General features: G+C 43.2%; 23 protein-coding genes. 10 read left to right on the top strand and 13 right to left on the bottom strand.

Going from position 1 to position 22394, the window contains the following annotated elements; genetic code table 11:
- Nucleotides 1-4: 4 nt before the first annotated feature.
- The 4 genes from ACA086_RS01190 to ACA086_RS01175 form a co-directional block, all read right to left on the bottom strand.
- Nucleotides 5-1687: a hypothetical protein gene (locus ACA086_RS01190; protein WP_371001430.1), complete on the bottom strand. Its 1683-nt coding sequence runs from the start codon at nucleotides 1685-1687 to the stop codon at nucleotides 5-7.
- Nucleotides 1688-1735: 48 nt separating this feature from the next.
- The gene (locus tag ACA086_RS01185) at nucleotides 1736-2089 is read right to left on the bottom strand and encodes a hypothetical protein (protein ID WP_369748087.1); all 354 of its coding nucleotides are present in this window, start codon (nucleotides 2087-2089) and stop codon (nucleotides 1736-1738) included.
- Between the two features lie 72 nt (nucleotides 2090-2161).
- Nucleotides 2162-2980 (bottom strand): patatin-like phospholipase family protein, encoded by an 819-nt coding sequence (locus tag ACA086_RS01180; protein WP_371001428.1) that lies wholly within the window; start codon nucleotides 2978-2980, stop codon nucleotides 2162-2164.
- A 41-nt stretch (nucleotides 2981-3021) separates the two neighbouring features.
- On the bottom strand, nucleotides 3022-4293 hold the full coding sequence (locus ACA086_RS01175) for a DEAD/DEAH box helicase (protein WP_371001427.1): 1272 nt from the start codon (nucleotides 4291-4293) through the stop codon (nucleotides 3022-3024).
- Between the two features lie 162 nt (nucleotides 4294-4455).
- Between ACA086_RS01175 and ACA086_RS01170 the strand changes: the two genes are divergently transcribed.
- Complete coding sequence (locus tag ACA086_RS01170; RefSeq protein ID WP_369748090.1) at nucleotides 4456-4623, top strand: lmo0937 family membrane protein; 168 nt, start codon at nucleotides 4456-4458, stop codon at nucleotides 4621-4623.
- Nucleotides 4624-4633: 10 nt separating this feature from the next.
- Nucleotides 4634-4852 (top strand): hypothetical protein, encoded by a 219-nt coding sequence (locus ACA086_RS01165; RefSeq protein WP_129606244.1) that lies wholly within the window; start codon nucleotides 4634-4636, stop codon nucleotides 4850-4852.
- Between the two features lie 16 nt (nucleotides 4853-4868).
- Here the strand turns inward: ACA086_RS01165 and ACA086_RS01160 are convergent, their stop codons facing one another.
- From ACA086_RS01160 to ACA086_RS01135, 6 genes are all read right to left on the bottom strand, one after another.
- Nucleotides 4869-5171: a hypothetical protein gene (locus ACA086_RS01160; protein WP_369748091.1), complete on the bottom strand. Its 303-nt coding sequence runs from the start codon at nucleotides 5169-5171 to the stop codon at nucleotides 4869-4871.
- Nucleotides 5172-5369: 198 nt separating this feature from the next.
- Complete coding sequence (locus ACA086_RS01155; RefSeq protein ID WP_371001425.1) at nucleotides 5370-5693, bottom strand: hypothetical protein; 324 nt, start codon at nucleotides 5691-5693, stop codon at nucleotides 5370-5372.
- A gap of 85 nt (nucleotides 5694-5778) precedes the next feature.
- Nucleotides 5779-6258, bottom strand: coding sequence for a cytochrome c family protein (locus ACA086_RS01150; RefSeq protein ID WP_371001423.1), 480 nt, complete (start codon nucleotides 6256-6258; stop codon nucleotides 5779-5781).
- A 45-nt stretch (nucleotides 6259-6303) separates the two neighbouring features.
- Nucleotides 6304-7263, bottom strand: a complete 960-nt coding sequence (locus ACA086_RS01145) for a YheT family hydrolase (protein WP_371001422.1) — start codon at nucleotides 7261-7263, stop codon at nucleotides 6304-6306.
- Nucleotides 7263-8270: a bestrophin family protein gene (locus tag ACA086_RS01140; protein ID WP_371001421.1), complete on the bottom strand. Its 1008-nt coding sequence runs from the start codon at nucleotides 8268-8270 to the stop codon at nucleotides 7263-7265. The genes ACA086_RS01145 and ACA086_RS01140 overlap by 1 nt, the downstream gene beginning before the upstream one ends.
- A 7-nt stretch (nucleotides 8271-8277) precedes the next feature.
- Nucleotides 8278-9255, bottom strand: coding sequence for an NAD(P)H-dependent flavin oxidoreductase (locus tag ACA086_RS01135; RefSeq protein WP_371001419.1), 978 nt, complete (start codon nucleotides 9253-9255; stop codon nucleotides 8278-8280).
- Between the two features lie 97 nt (nucleotides 9256-9352).
- Here ACA086_RS01135 and ACA086_RS01130 point away from each other — a divergent pair, with 97 nt between their 5' ends.
- The gene (locus ACA086_RS01130) at nucleotides 9353-9835 is read left to right on the top strand and encodes an acyl-CoA thioesterase (RefSeq protein WP_371001418.1); all 483 of its coding nucleotides are present in this window, start codon (nucleotides 9353-9355) and stop codon (nucleotides 9833-9835) included.
- Here the strand turns inward: ACA086_RS01130 and ACA086_RS01125 are convergent.
- Together ACA086_RS01125 and ACA086_RS01120 are read right to left on the bottom strand one after the other, a co-directional pair.
- Entirely contained in the window at nucleotides 9807-10712 is a 906-nt protein-coding gene (locus tag ACA086_RS01125; RefSeq protein WP_371001417.1) for a DMT family transporter, read from the bottom strand. The two genes, ACA086_RS01130 and ACA086_RS01125, sit on opposite strands and share 29 nt — an antisense overlap.
- A complete protein-coding gene (locus tag ACA086_RS01120) occupies nucleotides 10709-11065 on the bottom strand; it encodes an arsenate reductase family protein (protein WP_371001414.1) in 357 nt (118 codons plus the stop codon). Before ACA086_RS01120 ends, ACA086_RS01125 begins: the two co-directional genes overlap by 4 nt.
- Nucleotides 11066-11152: 87 nt before the next feature.
- On the opposite strand from ACA086_RS01120, the gene ACA086_RS01115 reads away from it, so the two are divergent.
- Nucleotides 11153-11620 carry a DinB family protein gene (locus ACA086_RS01115; RefSeq protein WP_371001413.1) on the top strand — a complete coding sequence of 156 codons (468 nt, stop codon included), beginning with the start codon at nucleotides 11153-11155 and terminating at the stop codon, nucleotides 11618-11620.
- A gap of 1 nt (nucleotide 11621) precedes the next feature.
- On the opposite strand, the gene ACA086_RS01110 is transcribed toward ACA086_RS01115, so the two are convergent.
- The gene (locus tag ACA086_RS01110; protein WP_371001411.1) at nucleotides 11622-12371 is read right to left on the bottom strand and encodes a DUF3298 and DUF4163 domain-containing protein; all 750 of its coding nucleotides are present in this window, start codon (nucleotides 12369-12371) and stop codon (nucleotides 11622-11624) included.
- Between the two features lie 137 nt (nucleotides 12372-12508).
- On the opposite strand from ACA086_RS01110, the gene ACA086_RS01105 reads away from it, so the two are divergent.
- From ACA086_RS01105 to ACA086_RS01080, 6 genes are all read left to right on the top strand, one after another.
- Entirely contained in the window at nucleotides 12509-13663 is a 1155-nt protein-coding gene (locus ACA086_RS01105) for a cystathionine gamma-synthase (RefSeq protein ID WP_371001409.1), read from the top strand.
- A 105-nt stretch (nucleotides 13664-13768) separates the two neighbouring features.
- Nucleotides 13769-15112 (top strand): NADP-specific glutamate dehydrogenase, encoded by a 1344-nt coding sequence (gdhA, locus tag ACA086_RS01100; protein WP_371001408.1) that lies wholly within the window; start codon nucleotides 13769-13771, stop codon nucleotides 15110-15112.
- An 80-nt stretch (nucleotides 15113-15192) separates the two neighbouring features.
- A complete protein-coding gene (gene recO / locus ACA086_RS01095) occupies nucleotides 15193-15912 on the top strand; it encodes a DNA repair protein RecO (protein ID WP_371001405.1) in 720 nt (239 codons plus the stop codon).
- A gap of 2 nt (nucleotides 15913-15914) precedes the next feature.
- Nucleotides 15915-18326: a TonB-dependent receptor domain-containing protein gene (locus ACA086_RS01090; protein ID WP_371001404.1), complete on the top strand. Its 2412-nt coding sequence runs from the start codon at nucleotides 15915-15917 to the stop codon at nucleotides 18324-18326.
- Nucleotides 18327-18570: 244 nt separating this feature from the next.
- Entirely contained in the window at nucleotides 18571-21972 is a 3402-nt protein-coding gene (gene ileS, locus ACA086_RS01085) for an isoleucine--tRNA ligase (protein WP_371001403.1), read from the top strand.
- Nucleotides 21973-21978: 6 nt separating this feature from the next.
- The gene (locus ACA086_RS01080; protein WP_369748110.1) at nucleotides 21979-22362 is read left to right on the top strand and encodes a TraR/DksA family transcriptional regulator; all 384 of its coding nucleotides are present in this window, start codon (nucleotides 21979-21981) and stop codon (nucleotides 22360-22362) included.
- Nucleotides 22363-22394: the final 32 nt, after the last annotated feature.

Below are 22394 nucleotides of genomic sequence, written 5' to 3'. Positions count from 1 at the left end.
GAGATTATTTCAAAATATTTTGTAATTGTTCAGCCTGCCCGGTCATTTCCCAATGGCCAAGAGAGATAGGAATGTTTCCAATGCTGTTCAGCCTGTCCATAAACTCCCTGATCTGAAAAGGTTTTCCTTCATCTTCCTTCATTTTGGCATAGTCGGCAAGGGCACTTTCCAGCAGGTATTTCCCGGTTATATAACTGGTTCCATATCCGGGTTGCCTCATATAGAGGTGCTGTTCAAAGAGCAATAGTTCTTTTTCTGTTTTCATCCAGCCCCGGGGTGTATATTCAGAATGGATACCCCCTGCTTCTTCCATACTCATCTCATTGGCGTGGGCGTAGAGTGAACCTAATCCCCTGGCTGCCCTTTGGGCGATCATGATGTATACGATTTCCTTGCTTCTGGGAGAATCGTCATACAGCCCGGCTTGCAGGAAGAGTTCTTCCACAGCGGTTGCTATTCCCTCATTGCGGGAGTCAAAAATATTGTAGAGTAAGGGACCACGTCTGATCGGGCTGGCATGGGGTTCCAGGTCCATTCGGGCCAGTTCAAACCAGTGGTAAAAATGAGAGTAAAGAGGCCTGGGGTCATAGTGCTCCCCGATCAGGAAAAAATTCCGTTTGGCTTCCGGAACAAAACTCCCGAGATGTTCCCTTAAGGCAGGTTCAAAATAATCTTTAACGGTTACGATCTCCTGCTCTTCCAAAAATCTAAGCAGGCTCTTTGCTGCTTTGTCGGCCATCAGATTATAGGCTTCAGGACTATCGGCTGCTACCAGGGGCGGGAGGTTTCTGTTCCTGTGTTCTTCGAGTTTCAGGGATGCCCAGGCCCTGGCCAGTTCCCTTTTCAGCAGCATTACCTCATCTTCCCAGTTCAAGGGCACAAGATGTACGTTCTGAAGATACCAGCTATAGTTTTCTTTTCCGATTCCGGAAGGTCCGGTTTTCGAAGGTGCTTGCTGCACCAGCCAGGCGGTAAAGGAATCGGTTGATCTGATTGCCTCTTCTACAGCTCTCCTGATCTCTGCATCAACGGAGATACCTTGCTTGTTTAGGATTTTATTGAGAGATTTTGACTGGTTGGCAATGACCCTAATCCCGGCCTGCCATAGTTCTTTGGCGTTCCCGATCAGGTTTTGCTGTGCCTGCTCGTTAAGGGGAGGGATCACACGAAGATCTGTTAAGAGCCTTGCACGCTCTTCCTTATCCAGAGGAAAGGAATAGGTCCATAATTCTAAAGTTTTATGGTGGGTGGGGCCTTCATGAGCCGGAACATCCGAGCGGTATTCCCAAACCGATTTGTAATAAGCGGGGTCCCGCTCCCATGGTTTCAGGATACGATGGTTAAAATCGTACCCATTCATCTCAGCCCAGACAAGCATCCAATCAACTCTTTGAGGAATTGTCCAGTTCGCTGTATCAATTTCGATTAATTTACGTCTCAGGTCTTTAAATAGAGGCCATCGCTTTGTAAAAGTGTCTTTCGTATAGTCAGGAGCACCGTTCTTTAAAGGCGGACTTTCAAATGAACGCCATACATTGAACAGGGTAATCAGATCTTCATATGAAGATTTTTTACTTACTGTGTTCTCCATCAATGTTTCGCTTTGAGCTGTGGCGCTCATATTGGCCTGACCAACTAAGGAAATTGCAAAGAGGAGGGAGATATTCAGCAGAAGGGTCTGTTTCATGATATAGAGGTTGAAGGCAGGTAATAATGATAATGGGATGCAGAAAATTTAATCAGTATCGGAGAGGGATAAAATAATTTTCTGCGTTTTGGAGATTATGGATTCCACTTCCTCGGTTTTGCCCTTAATGGTAAACTCAAAGGAATCCATGGTATATGTTTCTCTTTTGACTTGTCTTTTTAGCAAAAAGCCTAACTCAATGGGTTCTTCCGGGGTATTATCTCTAAATAAGTCCCTTATCTCCACCCAGTCGATTTCCTGTAATTCTTCAACGGAGTCCACTGAAAAATGAAGGGCGTTTACCGAAATATCAGTCTGTCCGGAAAATGGCATATCCCGCTGAGCACTGACTTGAGAAATAATTAAGAAAAGGAGAAAAAGGAGGAGGAGTTTGATTTTCATTTGGAATAGAGTTTCCCTAAAAATAGACATTTCTGGTAAACCTGAGTATTTTATAAATTGCCAAATAAGACCTTAGGGATTCTTATTAAAAAATTCGAGTAATTTATTCCAATTCTCTTCAAACCAGCTTGTGCTAAGTTTCAGTTCATTTTTGGACAAGCAGTCTCTGGTGTCTTCATAGCCTTTCTGAATAAGGCCTTCAATCTGACTGGTGTCTGCTCTTCCAAATGCAGATAGATTCGGTTTGATAAGGAGATCGGCATGTTCGGTTTGTAACGCAGCCGCCTGCTGCATAATAAAATGAAAGCTGTTTAAGAGTACATCGAGGATATTTGCTGGATCCTCGTAGGCATGCTTGGCATTGAGGTCTACTCCAATCACATAATCGGCCCCGATATTACGAAGCGTTTTAATAGGTACGTTTTCTACGATCCCGCCATCGAGAAGCATCCGGCCATCGAGTTTAACAGGCTTGAACAGCCCGGGAATACAAGTACTTGCCATCACGGCCTCAGCAACAGAGCCTTTTCTCAGAACCACCTTTTCTCCACTTCCCGCATCGGTAGTTATTATAGCCAGGGGAATCTGTGCATCCTCTATATTCTTGTTCCCTATATTTTCGGTAATCAGAGCTCCAAACTTATCATTAGATAGCAGACTGTACCTCGATAAAGAGATGCTGCTTATGTCCATCCATTTCAATTCTGAAGCAATATCCCTGATTTCATCCCAGGATTTTCCAAAAGCGTACAGGGCAGCCACAAAGGCCCCAATACTAGTTCCGGTTACAAAGCTAATTTCAAGGTTATTTTCCTTGAGCGCCTTCAAAACCCCAATATGCGCCGCACCTAGTACTGCACCTCCTCCGAGTGCCAGGCCTATTTTCTTCATTTTTCCGGGAGTTTTATATATTTCATTAGCAAGATAGAAATTTACCTTTTCTTTTTTCGAAATCCTTGCTGATGTCCCCCGCCTCTTTTCTTATTACGGTTGGCAAAGAACTCCTGTTTCCTTCGCTGTTTTTCTTTTTCCGCTTCTTTTTTTTCGGCGGCATTCATGGGGCGATCTGTCTGAGGGAAGGGATGATCCGAGACTAATTCGATCTTTTGCCTGGTGAGTTTTTCAATATCGGAGATATAGGCATTCTCTTCCGGTTCGCATATGGAAATGGAAATTCCTTCTTCCCCTGCCCGACCACATCGTCCTATACGGTGAACATAGGTCTCGGGTTCATTGGGAATATCATAATTGATTACATGACGGAGTTTGTCGATGTCGATTCCCCTTGCAGCTATATCTGTGGCAACCAACACTCTTTTCCTTCCTTCCTTAAATTCCTTTAATGCTTTTTGGCGTTGATTTTGCGACTTGTTCCCGTGGATAGCCGTAGCCTCAATCCGATTTTTGTGAAGGTTTCGTACGATCTTATCCGCCCCGTGTTTGGTGCGTGAAAATAAGAGCACTTGTTCCAGTTCCGGATCTTTGAGAATGTGGAACAAAAGATCTTTTTTATCTGCCTTGTTGGTAGTGTATAAATATTGCTGGATGGTCTCTGCCGTTGAAGAAACCGGACTTACAGCTACTTTCTTTGGGTTTCTTAGGATTTCGTGTGACAGTTTAACAATGCTCTTAGGCATGGTAGCCGAAAAGAAGAGTGACTGCCTTTCCCTTGGGAGTTTGGCTATAATTTTTTTAATGTCATGGATAAAGCCCATATCGAGCATTCGGTCTGCCTCATCGAGAACAAAGTATTTAATATGGTCCAGGGTGATAAAACCCTGATTCATCAGGTCTAATAAACGACCCGGAGTGGCTACCAAAATATCGATGCCGTTGCGCAATGCGTTGGTTTGAGACCCTTGGGAGACCCCTCCAAATATGACTGTATTTCTCAAAGGAGTATACTTTCCGTATTCGGTAAAGCTTTCTGCAATCTGAATGGCGAGTTCACGTGTAGGGGTCACAACCAGGGCCTGCACTTTTCTTTTTCCTTTGCGGTTTTGAGGTTGGTTGGCTAAATGCTGGAGGATAGGTATAGCAAATGCAGCGGTTTTCCCGGTCCCGGTCTGCGCACTTCCGATAACATCTTCCTTGTTCAGAACAAGGGGTATGGCTTTGGCCTGTATATCTGTGGGCACAATGTAATCAATATCCCTGAGGGCTTTTTTGATAGGGGGGATAAGTTTGAGGTCTTCGAAGGTCATATATTTTATTTCAGGCCGCAAAAGTACCACTAATTGGGCCGGCAGCGAAGGGAAAGCCAGAAGAACTATGTCTGCTTAGATCAAAAAGCAGCACTGAAGAATATGATTCTGCAAGATTAGTCTCATTATTTTATTCTTATATTGAAGCAAAATAATATCCATATGAGAAATCTTCTTTGGCTTGTTGCCGTGATTTGTATAGTCGTTTGGTTGCTGGGATTGTTGGGCATCGTGGAGGGTCTTGCTACCGGGAACCTAATCCATATATTATTGGTAATTGCGATCATTACCATTTTATACAACCTAATTTCAGGGCGTAAGCCGATGTAAAATAGATCCTATGAAAAGAATTATTGGCATCCTTCTTTTACTCCTGGCAGTATATCTGGGGTATACGGGTATTACTTCCTTCTCCGAAAGCACCTCTTCTGTTGATGTACTGGGAGTGGAATTAAAGGCTGAAGACAAGCAACAAAAGAACACATCTTATCTTTATCTCGGCTTTGCCGTTATAGCTGCAATAGGAGGCATTGTACTTGCCAAGTCGGACAGCAAATAGGAAATAAGCAGTTTTCTCAGAGCAGGATAATAAGCAAGAGAATAATGATCAGGGCTCCGGCAGAAATATAAATTCCATTGCCGGTAGTGCGCAACTGTGTTTTGATTGCTCTAACTTCTTTGCGCAATGCCTTTTTCTCAGCCCGTTTTAAATCTGATTTATCCATTGCCTTAATTTCTTCAAGTCGGTCAAGCATTACTCTAACTTCGGCAGGAATTTCGGTAGGTTCCGGAGCTGGTTCTTTTTTGGCCGCCAATACCGGGGTACTTACACTAAGGGACAAAAACAAGAGCAGAGTAATAAAAATGGCTTTCTTCATGATTTAAACTTTATGGGTTATACGTTTAATATACTTAATCTATCTAAGGAAATTTAATAATAGCTATTTTTTATTAAATACAAGGGAGTATCAAAATAACATCTTCTAATTTTCCTTTATTCCTTCAAACGTATTCCCGTCATTGTTGATCCAGAGCATTTTATATTGAATTTCATAAGGGAAGATTTTGCTTGACGACTATTTTGGGTCGAGGCTCATAACATAGTCATAGCTTTCATTCAGAAGCTCAACAACATGGTCAGGATCTTTCAGCATTTCTGCGGTAATCAGGATGTAGCCGTGCATTATAGAATTATAGGATTTATACAGGGTGGTGTTGTACTTTTCCATGTATTCTTTCTGTACCTCTTTGGAGAACCGTATTCCGATCTCCCCGGCCTTGTTAAATAGAGAGAACATATGACCATTGGCAGAGGTATAGGGCATGGTCTTTCCCTTGCGTTGAAAACGAGGACACCTGCTTACCAGATCGTCATAGACTTTTAATTGTTCTTCCCACATCCCTGAAAATTTGTATTAAAATACAAAAAAGTGCCCTTATCTTCTGGGATAGAAGCATAAGGGCACAACTAAATTTTATGTAGGACTAAAGCGTACGCAGGTATTCAGCAAGATCCCTCGCCTCTTCCTGGGTAAGGTTTTGATTTAGCATGATAGCATTATTGTACTCTTTCAGAAGGGCCATGGCAATAGGGTCCTCACGCAGCATCCCATCAGGGTTTAACATCATATTCATCACCCATTCCGGGCTGCGCCTTTCGTAAACTCCCGCCAGAGCGGGTCCTATCATTCGCTGTTCGGCCATATGGCAGGCCGTACAGATGGCATTGTATTTTGCTTCACCCCGTGCGGCCATCTCCTGATCGATCTCGTCCGGGAATGTCAGGTCGGTTATGGGACCAATCCCTTTATTATCCATATCCACCGGGACACCTTCAGACTTGGTTTCCACGCTGGTGGTCGACTTTGTCCTATTCATTTCAAAGCCTTCTTTTTTTTCTTCTTTTTTTTCGCCGCAACTCAGGGCAAAAAAGCCCATTGCAGTTGCCAGTAATATTTTTTTCATCGGTTTTATTTTTTTACTTCACTAAGATAATAAATTAGGCTCTACTTAAATTTGCTCGAAGAACTTTAACGCCCTTTTTTCTGTATAGGCTATGTTCTGTGCATCGTAAAATCCAACATGACCACCGTATTCTGGCACCTCCAGAAAAACATATTCATTGGCTTCAGCCTCTTTATAGGGATAGCATTCCGGCCCGAGAAATGAATCATTCCGGGCGTTGATTATTAGCGTCCTTATTTTGATATTATGCAGGAATTGTAAAGAACTGCAGCGGGCATAATAATCCAGAGCATCTGTAAAACCGTGGGCCCTGCTTGTATAGATATCATCAAAGTCTTTAAGGGTCTTTATCTTTTGGATTTCGTGGTCTGGCAAGAGCTCAGGGAACTGAGGTTGCTTCGCTTTGAGTTTTGCCACCAGGTGTTTCCTGAATCTCCGGGCATAGGGAATGTTCTTCCATCCCATCAACGCCTTAAGAGAACTGTAGAGATCAACGGGCGCTGATACCGCCATGATAGCTTTCAGGGAGGGAGGAAGCTCTCTGCCTTCCCCTGCGTATTTCAATACCATATTCCCGCCCAAACTAATGCCTTTGATGTAAAGTTCTGAATACGCTTTGCTTCCCAAAATATGTTTAACAACCGCATCAAGATCTTCTGTCGCCCCTGAATGGTATGAACGATAAAGTCGATTTGGCTCCCCACTACAGCCACGAAAATTTACGGCACAACAGTCGTACCCGGCCTGATTAAAGTGTTTAGCACTACCTGTAATATAGGGTCTCTGACCATGACCTTCCAAACCGTGAAGCAGGATCACTACTTTCCCGGAATTCTTATCAGCGTAGCTCCAGTCGAGATCCATAAAATCCCTATCTGCAAGTTCCAGGCGTTCTCGTTGCTGTTGGAAGTTGTCAATTTTTCGAAAAAGGCCATAATATACTGTTGAAACATGGCCGTTCCTGAAGAGCAGGGGAGGGGAATAGTCTGAGGGAATAACTGCCATTAATATAAAATATGATCCTTTGGAAGAATTGGGTCTGGCAAGTCTTTTTCATCCAACATATCCCGCAAATCAATTTCAATTGTCCGGCAGAGTGCCGTCATTGGGACATCATTGATACGGCCATCAAAAGGATCTTCACTATTATCCCCAATACTTTCCATACTAACAAATATCCATGATATTAGAACGGAGAAAGGAATCATCAGAAATTGATACCATTCTCTGGAGCCGGCCATGCTATCATCACCAAAAATATTTAGCAGACCGAAGAGTAGAAGAAGTACAAAAATCCAGGTAAATATTTTTGAAAAATATCCGTACTGTCTGGGAAAAGGCGTGTTCTTAATCCTTTCACATTTACCTTGCAGATTATAAAATTCTTCAAGCACCGATTGTAGCTGGTCTTCCTGAAATCCGTCAATTACCCCCTTTTTTTTGAGTTGAATTAATTGTTTCGCCTGGTTTTTTACCAGATGAGTCGTAGGATTCACTCTGTTGCCTAGATCTTCAAACTCGTTTTTGCTTACATAACTGCTGGCTTCGTTGCAGGAGGGATTTCGTTCTCCATGTTTGTCATGTAATCTTTCTACAGAGGAATTTGCCTTTATCGACCATGCTTTGGGTTGTCTTAGTTGAACCCTCAATGCGTTAATCCAGGCAATATGCCTGTATATCATTTCACGCTGTATTTTTTGGTTGTATTGTAAATCTTCAGACTGAATAAAACTAATTACCTGTAGTGCCCATGTTCTGCTGTAGTTAACAATACCTCCCCATATCTTTCGACCCTCCCAGAAACGATCATAACTCTGGCTGTTTTTGAATCCAATATAAAAAGCCACTGCTATACCGATGACTGACAAAGGCTGGAAAGGAATATCAATAAAATCGAACCAAAGAAAATGATAGGCATAAAAAATGACTGCAGCGTAGAGGGTAAAAAAGATGAGGTTTTTCCACGCAAAACGAAGAATTAATCCCCATCCTATGTTTCTTTTTACGTACATCTATAATTTACGCTTTAGGGTAAGTATTTAAAAGTTCAGCCTGATCTTGAACAGCGTCTTTAAATTCCTTTTTGAGATGATCTACCAATTCAGCAACAGGCAGAACATCTTCAACTGTAGTTACTCCCTGCCCTGCAGACCAGATCGTCTTCCATGCTTTGGCTTCTGTGTCGAGTTCTTTCCCAAAATCGATCTTTCGGTCTTTTTTGAGGTCCTCCTCTGAAATCCCTGCAGCTTTAAGGCTTGCCCCCAGGAAATTGGCATGCACTCCCGAGATGGCTGCCGTATAAACCACATCGCTGGCCCCAGCCTCAATGATCATTTTCCGGTATTCCTCCGGAGCCTTACTCTCAGTAGTATTGATAAAACGGGTACCCATATAGGCAAGGTCTGCCCCCATCTGCATAGCCGACGCGATGTCGCGACCTGTAGAAATGCATCCTGAAAGGATGATGGTTTTGTCGAAGAATTTTTTAATCTCGGCAACCAGCGACATCGGATTGATGGTACCTGCGTGTCCGCCTGCTCCGGCAGCTACAAGAATCAGTCCGTCTACCCCGGCTTCAGCCGCCTTTTCGGCATGACGTTTTTTAATGATATCGTGGAAAACGAGTCCGCCGTAACTGTGTACTGCATTTACGACTTGTGATACAGCTCCAAGGGAGGTAATGATGATAGGCACTTTGTGCTTGATACAGAGTTTTAAGTCGGCCTCCAGTCTTGGATTTGTAGGATGGACGATGAGGTTTACCCCAAATGGAGCCGCTTTTTTGCCACTCTGCTTTTCATACTCGGCCAAAGCCCCTTTAATTTCTATGAGCCATTCTTCAAAGCCTTCACTGCTCCTTTGATTAAGGGCAGGAAAAGTGCCTATGATCCCATTTTTACAACATTCTATGACGAGATTAGGCCCTGAAATCAGGAACATGGGAGCGGCAATGGCAGGGAGGGATAGTGATTTTATAAAATCGGGTTTTGAGCTCATTTTTTAAGTTTAAGGGCTAAAAATAGGGATTAATTTTTTTGTATAGCATCCTGTAGAAAGAGAAAACAATGGTATTTTTGGCGCTTTAATAAATAGAATGATGACCTATTTTAAGGAATTTGAAGTGCGATGGAGCGATCTCGATGCCAATCGCCATATGGCCAATAGTGCGTATACCAATTTTATGAGTCATGCCCGGATGGCGTTCCTTATGGAGATGGGATTTGATCATAAAACCCTGATCGAGCATCAGATAGGCCCGGTTGTGTTTTACGAGCATATGTATTACTTCAGGGAGGTTTTTCCCGGTAAACCGATAAAAGTATCCCTTGAGGTTGCCGGGATGAGCAAAGACGGAATGTTCTTTGAATTCCATCATAATTTCTACACAGCAGATGGAAAGAACGTGGCTCACTGTGAAATGATGGGGGCCTGGATAAGTTTAGAAACCAGAAAACTAATTCCTCTCAAAGGGGAGCTTCTTGAGAGATTTCTGGGATTTGATCGGGCCGATAATTTCAGGATTCTCACCAAGGAAGACACCCGAAAATTTAAGAAGATACCGAAGGATCTGGTTTAGGGTTTTTACTTACCAGATAAACGCCAAGGCATACCAGGAGCGCAGCAATGATCTTTATAGGGCTCAGTTCATCTTTACCACTAAAAACGGCAAAAACAATTCCAACCAGGGGTTGAACATATATAAAGGCGCTCACGGTTGAGGCTTTGAGTTGGGTTAGAGCATAGGCGTTAAAGAGATAGGTGCAAAAGGTAGTACCTAATACCACAAAAGCGATTTTCCAAAGTGCCTCGCCCGGAAGTGTACTCCATGAAATTTCGAGGAATTCAGGCAGCGCTATGGGGAGGTTAAGGAAGATACCAATCAGAAAGAGCCATTTCATCAGCGTAAACGGATGGTATTTTGTGATAAGTTTCTTAGCCAGGATCAGGTAAAGGGCAAAAAAGAGCGCATTGACTAAAAACAAACTGTTTCCAAGGGGAATATTGGGAGCGTCCTGTCTAACTTCCTGTCCGTAGATGATGAGTCCTATAGCCCCTACCAGGCCAATTATGATGCCTATTCCCTTGAGTAACCTGATACGTTCCTGAATCAGAAAGGCAGACAGTACAACAACAATTATTGGAGTGGTTGTTACCAGGACTGAACTGTTGATTGGAGTAGACAGATCAAGGCCCTTAAAAAATGCCAGCATATTGATGGCCATACCAAACATAGCGCACAGTATGAGTCGGCCCCAATCTCTTTTCTCAATCCTTTCCTTAGGACCTAAAAAAGAAATAGCCCAAAAGAGGGCTGTCGCACCCAGAACCCGTATCATGATAAACCCAAAGGGCTTTACATAGTCGGGCATGACTCCTTTGGCGATGGTATGGTTCAGGCCGTAAATTGTAGTTGCACCCAGTGCTGCCAGTATGGCCAGGGTTCTTTTGGTCAAGGGTGGAGGGTTTCTCTGGCCGCAGCCACGGTTTTTTTTGCATTACCGATAAAGATCTTCTCTCCGACAAGCAAAACGGGTCGCTTCAGGAACGTATAATGTTCTAATAGAAGATCCCGATACTCTTTTTCGGACAGATTTCTGTTATTAAGACCTCTTTCCTTGTACATTCTTGCGCGCTTGCTAAAGAGGGCTTCGTAACTGCCGGCAAGGGTCTTTAGTTCTTTAAGTTGGCTCTCACTAATTGGATTTGACTTGATATCCTGCAGGGTAATTTCCTGAGGTAACTCGAGTTCCCTGATGATTCTTTTGCAGGTGTCACAGTTGCTGAGGTAATATAGAACTCCTTTCATCTTCAATATCTTTTAGTGCTTGGAGAATATCCTGCTGCAAAGAAACCTATTTATGGTCAAAATCTATACTTTTATCAAAACGAAGTCATGGAAAAACTATTCGATATAACAGAAAAACTTCATGAGATATATCACAAGGTGCTTTCGAATACTCCGGAAGATCAACTTTTTGCGATTCCTTCATCACATAATAATAACCTATTCTGGAATATCGCTCACGTATTGGTAACCGAGCAGTTACTCATTTATAAGTTGAGTGGATTGACACCCAGATTGGACGGGGATTTGATAAAAAAATATAGCAAGGGTACCTTCCCTGAAAAAAGCGTGACAAAAGGAGAAATAGAAAAGGTTGCAGACGGTTTATTGAATGCCCCGGGGTGGATCAGGGACGACTATAGAAAAGGAATCTTTAAAGAGTTTAATCCCTATACAACAAGTGCGCAGGTCACTCTCAATAAGGTGGAGGACGCCATTAGCTTTAACCTGGTACATTTGGGTATCCATTACGGTACTATCCGAAGTATCCAGAAACTAACATCTCTTCCTGCTTAACTTACAGTTTCATTGCCGGAGTCACAAATTTCTTCGCCTCTTTAAATGGGATAAGCAATTGTATTTGTCCATCGGCATAGGAAGCCACTTCGTATTGGTTGTACAATAGTAAAATACCTTTTGGGGTCAGGCCGATATTTTCTGGAAGGTAGAAAGTATCAAGTTCGAACATAAATCCGGTGCTGTTGATCGGGGCTTCTGTGGGAATTTTTTCCTGTTCCCGAAATTTATCTTCCGCATAAACGCGAAAGGCAAGAAGGTCGCTGAAAAGTTCTCTGGTATTAATTTTCTCTCCTTTTTCAATATCGAAATTCAGAAAGTTGGTAGCGGAGTATCCATGGGCACCTCCTGTAAAAAGATAGGAATCCATGCGTATAGAGAGTACACGCCTGTTCTCAAAAGAGACTTCTGCATTTATCCTTGCTTCCCAGGGTACTGTTTCATCGGGATACACTTCTTTCAGCTCCGAATACCCAAGATTAAATGAATTTACAGCCTCATTCAGGTTAGTCACTTCAAGGCTATCTGCGAAAGTGAGTAGTTCGATGATCTCTTCCTGTATCCCTGTGTTTACAGTTCTGCCCAGCTTCGTATCCTCCAGAATACGAGGGTACTGTATTGTAATCTCCGGACAATTGTCACAGGGGGCATTGGTGTAAACCACCGGTTCCATTACCAGGGTTGATTCTTCCTCACATGAAATTAAAATAGGAAGCAGGAATAAGATAAAGAGGGCTTTAAAAAACTTCATTAGGTTATGTTCTTTAGGTGTTACAAATCTACATTTTAATCCATACAGTGCCATTTATTCAAAGCGGGTATTTCAACGAAAAAAGGATTCGTTAAATACAAGGCAGAACAATACCTTTGTAGCTTCATTCCATTATTATGAGCAAGAAAACCTTGAAATTCAATAGTAAGACAATACACGGAGGTCAGCAACCCGATGAGGCATATGGTGCGGTTATGCCCCCTATTTATCAGACTTCAACCTACGCACAGACCACTCCGGGAGGGCACAGGGGATACGAATATTCACGAAGCGCAAACCCTACAAGAACAGCTCTGGAACAATCCCTGGCCAGCATTGAGAATGGCAGCTACGGTCTGGCTTTTGCGAGCGGTCTGTCGGCCATAGATGCAGTAATCAAATTACTTTCCCCTGGAGATGAAGTGATATCTACCAACGATCTCTACGGAGGAAGCTACCGTTTGTTTAAACAGGTCTTCGAGAAATATGGGATCACTTTTCATTTTGTTGGCATGACCGATCTAGGCAAGGTGGCCGAAAAGATCAACTCCAACACAAAATTGCTATGGGTAGAAACTCCAACCAACCCCATGATGAATATCATCGATATTAAAGGCGCCGTAGAGTTGGCCAATGCCCACAATCTTTTACTTGCAGTAGACAATACATTTGCCACGCCTTACCTGCAAAGACCCCTGGAACTTGGTGCAGACATCGTAATGCATTCTGCTACTAAATACCTGGGTGGCCATAGTGATGTGGTTGTAGGAGCATTGGTTGTCAGGGATAAAGAGTTGGCTGATAAGCTCTATTTTATACAGAATGCCAGCGGTGCTGTATGTGGGCCTATGGATAGTTTTTTAGTCTTAAGAGGGATTAAGACTCTTCATGTTAGAATGCAAAGGCACTGTGAAAACGGAAAAGCAATCGCTCACTATCTCAGCAAGAATCCGAAAATTGAGAAGGTATACTGGCCGGGGTTTAAAGAGCATCCCAACCACAATATCGCCAGAGAGCAAATGCACGATTACGGGGGGATGATCTCCTTTATTCCCAAAGGCAGTTCCTTTAAAGATGCAGTTCAGATTGTAGAAAAACTTCAGGTATTTACCCTGGCAGAATCCCTCGGAGGAGTAGAGAGTCTTGCAGGACATCCGGCCAGTATGACGCATGCAAGTATCCCCAAGCAGGAAAGAGAAAAAAGTGGCGTAGTTGATGCCCTTATCCGATTGAGCGTGGGAATAGAGGATGCCGATGACCTTATCGCAGATCTTGAACAGGCAATTGGCTAATGTACTTATCAAATAGTTAAAAAAAAGACCTTTTAATTATTTAAATAATATAATTTTGCCGTTATATTGTCAATCTATTAATCGCCAATAAATAGCAAAGAACCTATGGATGCAAAAATCAAAGCCTTTATGGATGAGGTTAAAGGGAGAAATGGTCATGAACCCGAATTTATCCAGGCAGTACAGGAAGTAGCAGAAACAGTAATCCCATACATAGCCGAACACGAAATTTACAGTGGAAAGAATATTCTTTTGCGCATGGTTGAACCAGAGCGTTTACTTTCTTTCCGTGTTGCATGGGTTGATGACGATGGAGAAATACACGTAAACCGCGGATACCGGATTCAGATGAATTCTGCCATCGGGCCTTATAAAGGCGGGTTGCGTTTTCACCCTACAGTAAATGCCAGCATCCTGAAGTTCCTTGCATTTGAACAGGTTTTTAAAAACAGTTTAACTACCCTGCCTATGGGAGGTGGTAAAGGGGGGTCCGACTTTGACCCTAAAGGAAAATCGGATGACGAAGTGATGCGGTTCTGCCACTCCTTTATGACCGAGCTATGCCGGCATATAGGACCCAATACCGATGTTCCTGCCGGAGATATAGGGGTAGGTGCAAGGGAGATCGGATTCCTGTTTGGGATGTACAAAAAAATTAAGAACGAATTTACCGGAGTGCTTACAGGAAAAGGACTTTCCTGGGGAGGCTCAAAGATCAGGCCTGAAGCCACCGGATATGGAACGGTTTACTTTGCCCAAAGTATGTTAAAGACCAGAGGTGAAGGGATTGAAGGAAAGAATGTGGTTATCTCCGGATCGGGTAATGTTGCTCAGTTCGCAGCAGAAAAAGTATTGCAATTAGGGGGTAAAGTTATTACCCTTTCCGATTCAGGTGGCTATATTCATGACAAGGATGGTATTACGGAAGAAAAGCTAGAATGGGTAATGGACCTGAAAAATAACAAAAGAGGCCGTATCTCAGAATATGTCGATAAATACAAATCGGCTACCTATCACAAGGGAGAAACCCCATGGGGAGTGCCCTGTGATATTGCCCTGCCTTGTGCCACCCAGAATGAACTGGATGGAGAAGGTGCCGAAACACTAATAAAGAATGGATGTATTTGTGTAGCCGAAGGAGCCAATATGCCATCCATGCCCGATGCTATTCATGCCTTCCATGAAAATAAGATCCTTTTCGCACCCGGAAAGGCCTCAAATGCAGGAGGTGTGGCTACATCCGGCCTCGAAATGTCGCAGAATTCCCTGAGAATAAGTTGGACAAGGGAAGAAGTAGATGAGCGGCTAAAAGGGATCATGGAGGACATTCACGACTCCTGTATTGAATACGGGAAAGAAGAAGACGGATACTGCAACTATGTTAAAGGTGCTAACATCGCTGGCTTTGTTAAAGTGGCAGATGCCATGCTGGCCCAAGGCGTGATTTGATACTCCCATAACAAAATGAAACGGCCCCCCGGGATTCTCTCAGGGGGCTTTTTTGTACTTTTAGACGCAACCTTTTTTCCATGCGAGTGACAACCAGGGCCATCGTGCTCTCATCCATAAAATACGGTGATTCCAGCCTGATCGTAAAGATGTTTACAGAATCGGACGGATTAAAGACGTATCTGCTAAAAGGGGTATTGGGGTCGAAAAAGGGAAAATTGAAATCAGCCTATTTCCTGCCTCTTACTCAATTGGAAATTGTAGCTGTTCACAGGAACAAGGGGAGCATGGAACGGCTACAGGAAGTCAAAATTATCTACCCCTACCAGTCATTACACTCTGATGTTGTTAAAAATGCCCTTGCCTTTTTCCTGGCAGAAATGATGGGGAACAGTATTTATGAGGAAGAAAAGAATGAGGGCCTATTTCAGTTTCTTGAAGCCGCCTTCCAATGGGCAGACCACCATGAGCAGATCGGCAATTTTCACCTGTACTTCCTTTTGGAGGTAAGTAAGTACCTGGGTTTCTATCCTGATATTTCAGATCCGGGATCAGACTATTTCGACCTGCAGGACGGCCGGTTCGTTTTACAGCCCTCCCTGAACCCTCTTCTTACAGGGCGCGAATTATCTCTCTTCCAGGCCTTCTTAGGCACAAATTTTGATGCTATCCATACGATCAGGATCAAGAAGGAAGAGAGGCAGGCTCTATTGCAAAAAATAGTCCTCTATTTTGAATTACATTTGCACGGTTTTAGAAAACCCAAATCACTAGAGGTTTTAAACGAAGTTTTTAAGTAAGCATGCGCCTAATACTAAGTATTGGTTTTTTCTTTATGGTACTCTGCGCACAGGCGCAGAAGATAACTGTGGTAGACGGGGAGACGAAAAATCCACTGGTAAATGCCCTTTTATACAACGCCGATAAGAGTAAAACATTGATAACCGATATTGACGGAATCTGTGATCTTTCTGCCTTTAAGGGATCTGAGCGATTTACCATAAGTCATATCGGCTATGAAATCAGGACGGCAACAAAAAATCAGATTCTTCGAAGGGGGAATGAGATAGCGTTGATACCCAGGACAGAACAGTTAGACGCTGTGGTTATGTCGATTTCCAAATGGGAGCAACAGAAGAAGGATATCCCCCAAAAAATCGCATCCATCAGCGCCAGAGATATCGCATTTTCCAATCCGCAAACCTCGGCAGATCTATTACAAAACAGTGGGCAGGTATTTGTGCAGAAGAGTCAGCTTGGCGGAGGGAGCCCAATGATCAGGGGATTTGCTACCAACCGCCTTGTCCTGTCTGTTGATGGTGTTCGGATGAACAATGCTATCTTCAGGGGAGGAAATATTCAGAATGTTATATCGATAGACCCCTTTACCATTAAAAACACTGAAGTCGTTTTTGGTCCGGGATCCGTAATCTACGGAAGTGATGCCATCGGAGGCGTGATGAACTTTTACACCCTGCAACCTCATTTGCCCCGGCTCGATACTCTTGTGGTTACTGGAAACGTCGATCTGCGATACGCAACTGCCAACAATGAGAATACGCTGCATGGAGACCTAAATGTCGCTTCAAAAAAGTGGGCTTCCCTCAGCAGTATAACTTATAACCGTTTTGATGATCTTAGGATGGGATCTCATGGTCCTGAAAGATACCTGAGAGATCGTTATGTACAGCGTCAAAATGGAACAGATGTTCTGGTAGATAACACTAAACCGAAGAAACAAATTTCAACAGGCTATGATCAAATAAACTTGCTGCAAAAAATTGCCTTCAGGCCGGATTCGGACTGGCAGTACGATCTGGGGTTGTACTATTCAGAGACATCAGATTATTCGCGTTATGACCGCCTTATCAGGCCCGATACGGAGGGTTCCGGACTTCGTTCTGCAGAGTGGTATTACGGGCCTCAAAAGTGGTTTATGGGGAATTTGCAGCTGTACAAAAAAGGGAACAGTAAGTTTTATGACGGACTTAAGTTAACTACGGCCTATCAGTTCTTTGAGGAGAGTCGGAATGATCGTGATTTTCAGGATCCCATTTTAAACCGAACCATGGAAAAGGTAGATGCCATTTCTGTCAACCTCGATTTTGAGAACAAGCGGATAGGAGATCTGAGGTTGTATTACGGGGGTGAATACATATACAACAGGGTAGGTTCCAGTGGAAGCCAGTTGAATATTGAAACACAGCAGGAGGAGGAAGTGCCTTCCCGATATCCCGACGGATCGAGCTGGCAAACCCTGGCAGGATATGTCAATGCAGAATATAAGGCCCAGCCCAATCTCACACTATTATCCGGACTGAGATACAGCCATGTCTGGATCAATGCTGAATTTGATACGACATTTTACCCTTTTCCTTTTACAACTGCTAAGCTCGACAATGGTGCACTAACGGGAAGTCTTGGATTGAGCTGGTTTCCAAATCAGTCGCTCCAAATTACCCTTAACGGCTCTACCGGCTTCAGGGCCCCAAACATTGATGATATCGGGAAAGTCTTTGATTCAGAGCCGGGCTCGGTGGTTGTTCCCAATCCAGAACTGGAACCCGAATACGCCTACAATGTAGATTTTGGTATCAAAAAGAACTTTAAAAACAAAGCGGTCTTGAGAGCTGCTACTTTTTATACATATCTGGTCGATGCTCTGGTACGCCGCGATTATACCTTTAATGGGCAACGCGAAATACTTTACAACGGGGAATTAAGTAATGTACAGGCTATACAGAATGCAGCAAAAGCATACGTCTATGGTTTTGAATTCGGAGGTGAAATCTACCTGAATAATGAAATGCAGCTGACCTCTAACCTTACCATTACCAAGGGTACAGAAGAGGATGATAGTGGAGAGGACTCGGCAGCCAGGCATGCAGCTCCCACTTTCGGGGACTTCCATTTTATCTGGACAAAAACAAGACTCAAGACCGATCTCTTCCTCAACTTTAATGGGGAAATACGCTATGAGGATTTGGCGCTGACTGAGCGCAGTAAAGACTACATTTACGATCTTGATGAAAGAGGAAATCCGTATTCTCCTTCATGGTATACCCTCAACTTAAGGTCGCAGTATCAGATCAGCGATGCTTTAAAGGCCTCCTTGTCCCTGGAAAATATAACCGATCAGAGATACAGAACCTATTCTTCGGGGATATCGGCCCCGGGGATAAATCTGATCCTGGCATTAGGGTATACCTTTTAAAATCACTACAGTTATAAATTTAAATCTGAATTCTCCTGTTGGAATGCATTTCAGTTCCTTTTACTTCTGCAGATAGCTAACAAAATATTGATCATACGCTATAAGTAAACTGACGCTCTAAAAGATGTAGTTCAAAAACCGAATCAAGGCCATTAACGGGGCCTTTTTTTGTTTCCGATTCATCAGAAATATGGACAAAATTCACTAATTTTGCCACCTTTAATTAGGTGAAAGAACAGCAGTTATGAAATTTCAGGAATACAAAGGTTTGGATTTATCCAGGATAGGCGAAGAGGTACTTCAGCGCTGGAAAAACGATCGTATTTTTGAAAAAAGTATTTCTACCAGAGAAGGGAAGCCCAGATATGTGTTTTATGAAGGTCCGCCTTCTGCAAATGGCTTGCCGGGAATCCACCATGTTATTTCACGTACCATCAAGGACATCTTTCCCAGGTATAAAACAATGAAGGGCTATCAGGTAAAACGTAAAGCCGGATGGGATACCCACGGACTGCCCATTGAACTGGGGGTAGAGAAAGAACTGGGAATTACCAAAGAAGATATTGGGGTAAAGATCAGTATAGAGGAATATAACGCCGCCTGTAAAAAGGCCGTGATGCGGTATACAGATGTGTGGAATAACATGACGGAGAAGATAGGATATTGGGTGGATATGCAGGACCCTTATATCACTTACAAGCCAAAGTACATGGAATCGGTATGGTGGCTGCTGAAAGAGATCTATGACAAAGGCCTCTTATACAAGGGATACACCATCCAGCCTTACTCGCCAAAGGCAGGGACCGGACTCAGTTCTCACGAGCTGAACCAGCCTGGGACATATCAGGATATTACGGATACTACCGTAACGGCTCAGTTTAAGGCTAAGGAAGAAAGTTTACCTTCCTTCCTGCAAGAGGTGAAAGGAGATATCTATTTCCTGGCCTGGACTACCACCCCCTGGACATTACCATCAAATACGGCCCTCACAGTGGGTAAGAAGATTGAATATGTGTTGGTCAAGACCTTTAACCAATACACTTTTGAGCCCATCAATGTTATCTTGGCTAAGGCCCTGATAGGCGAGCAATTTAAAGGCAAATTCACAGAAGTATCATCGGATGAAGAACTCAGTTCTTACAAAGCCGGGGACAAGAAAATTCCTTTTAAGGTAGCATTGAGTTGCCAGGGGAAGGATCTTTTGGGAATCAAATATGAACAGTTATTACCCTACGCCCTGCCCTATCAGAATTCGGAAAATGCCTTCAGGGTTATTTCTGGGGATTTCGTGACCACTGAGGATGGTACAGGGATTGTTCACACGGCACCAACCTTTGGAGCAGATGATGCCCTGGTGGCCAAACAGGCTTCTCCTGAAGTTCCGCCCTTGCTTGTCCTGGATGAAAACGAAAATCCCGTACCTCTTGTAGATCTTCAGGGAAAGTTTCGTCCGGAGATGAAAGAACTTGGAGGGAAGTATGTAAAGAACGAGTACTACGAAGAAGGAAAGGCACCTGAAAGGTCGGTCGATGTTGAACTGGCCATAAAACTAAAGGAAGAAAACAGGGCTTTTAAAGTGGAGAAATACCTCCACAGCTATCCTAATTGCTGGCGAACAGACAAGCCCATCTTATACTATCCGCTCGATTCATGGTTTATCAAAGTGACTGATATCAAAGACAGGATGTTCGAGCTCAATCAGACGATTAACTGGAAACCAAAAGCCACAGGAGACGGCCGGTTTGGAAACTGGCTGGCCAATGCCAATGACTGGAATCTTTCGCGCTCCCGTTTCTGGGGTATACCACTGCCTATTTGGAGAACAGAAGACGGAACAGAAGAAATTATTATAGGTTCAGTGGCACAATTGAAGGAGGAAATTTCCAAGGCGCTCAAAGCAGGTGTTTTACAAGAAGATGTTTTTGCATCCTTTGAGCCCGGAAATATGGATGAGGCGAATTATGATAAAATAGATCTGCACAAGAATGTAGTTGATGCTATAATCCTGGTTTCTCCGTCCGGCAAGCCGATGAAAAGGGAAACAGACCTGATCGATGTATGGTTCGATAGTGGTTCCATGCCTTATGCACAATGGCATTATCCTTTTGAGAACAAAAATCTGATTGATGAAGGGAAGACCTTTCCTGCCGATTTTATCGCCGAAGGAGTAGATCAGACCAGGGGATGGTTTTATACCCTTCACGCAATAGCCACTATGGTCTTTGATTCGGTGGCATATAAAAACGTTGTCTCTAATGGCCTTGTTTTAGACAAGGAGGGAAAGAAAATGTCAAAAAGGCTCGGAAACGGGGTCGACCCTTTTGAGACACTTGACGAATTTGGCCCGGATGCCACGAGGTGGTATCTCATTGCCAATGCTAATCCATGGGATAACCTGAAATTCGACTCAGAGGGTATCCAGGAGGTCAAGCGGAAATTTTTCGGTACCCTTTACAATACCTATTCCTTTTTTGCCCTCTATGCTAATATCGATGAGTTCAGTTATAGCGAAAAGGATATACCCTTGAATGAAAGGCCCGAAATTGATCAATGGATCTTATCTGAATTGCACTCTCTTATAAAAACCGTAGATGAGGCCTACGCAGACTATGAACCCACTAAAGCGGCCAGGGCTATTTCGGATTACGTCCAGGAGAACCTAAGCAACTGGTATGTACGCCTTTGCAGAAGGCGGTTCTGGAAAGGGGATTATCAAAGGGATAAGATTTCAGCATACCAAACCCTTTTTACCTGCCTTCGTACGGTTGCCCAACTCTCAGCCCCGATTGCCCCATTTTTTACGGAGCAATTATATTCAGACCTGTCTAAAGGAATAGGGGATACTTCTTTAGAAAGCGTACATCTATCAGACTTTCCGGTCTTTGATGAGACCATGGTAAATCCAACGCTGGAAAGTAAAATGGAAAAAGCACAGACTATTTCGTCTCTGGTGCTATCGATCAGGCAAAAGGAGAAGATCAAAGTAAGGCAGCCCTTGCAAAAAGTAATGATTCCGATATTGGATGATATTCAGCGCAAAGAGATTGAAGCGGTTGCAGACCTGATAAAATCGGAGGTCAATGTAAAAGAAATTGAAATACTAGACGATGCCTCCGGTATTCTGGTTAAAAAGATCAAGCCAAACTTTAAGGTTTTAGGCCCCAGATTTGGCAAAGACATGAAAAAAATCGCCCAGAAAGTAGGTAAATTCTCACAGGAAGATATCCAGAAAATTGAACGGGAAGGCGAAATTCCTCTTGAGATAGAAAATAAAAGTATTATCTTACAGTTAGAGGAAGTAGAAATAAGTTCCGAGGACATAGAAGGCTGGCTGGTTGCCAGTTCAGGAGGACTCACCGTAGCGCTCGATGTGACTATTGATGATGATCTCAGGAAAGAAGGTATAGCCAGGGAGCTTGTTAACAGAATACAGAATCTCAGAAAAGAGTCCGGATTTGAGGTTACTGATAAAATAGATATTAAAGTATTAAAGGACGGTTTTGTAGAAAAGGCGATTGAAAGCAACATGCAATACATCAAAACTGAAACTCTTACGGCTGATCTGGCCCTGGAGGAGCAACTTGATGCAGGTACTGAGATCGTGTTTGACGAAGTAAATACAAAATTGTTGATTCAAAAACATTAAGAAATTATGGGACAAGATTTAAAAGTTAGGTACTCAGATAAAGAACTGGAAGAATTCCGGGTTTTGATAGAGGAAAAAATTGAAAAAGCAAAAAGTCATCTCGATTTGTTGCGCAGTTCATATATGAATGATGGGAATAATGGTACGGATGACACCTCCCCAACCTTCAAAGCTTTCGAAGAAGGTTCTGAGACCATGAGTAAAGAAGCGAATACCCAGTTGGCTATCAGGCAGGAAAAATTTATTCGAGACCTGAAGAATGCGCTTTTGCGTATTGAAAATAAAACTTACGGGATCTGCAGAGTGACAGGGAAGCTTATCAACAAAGAGCGATTGAAACTCGTGCCACATGCTACCCTAAGCATTGAGGCAAAGAATATGCAAAAATAAATGACACGCCCCGGAAAGGGGCGTTTTCATAT

It is taken from the genome of Muriicola sp. E247, from assembly GCF_041358175.1.
Classification (GTDB): domain Bacteria; phylum Bacteroidota; class Bacteroidia; order Flavobacteriales; family Flavobacteriaceae; genus Muriicola.
This window is presented reverse-complemented; position numbering and strand designations above follow the sequence as displayed.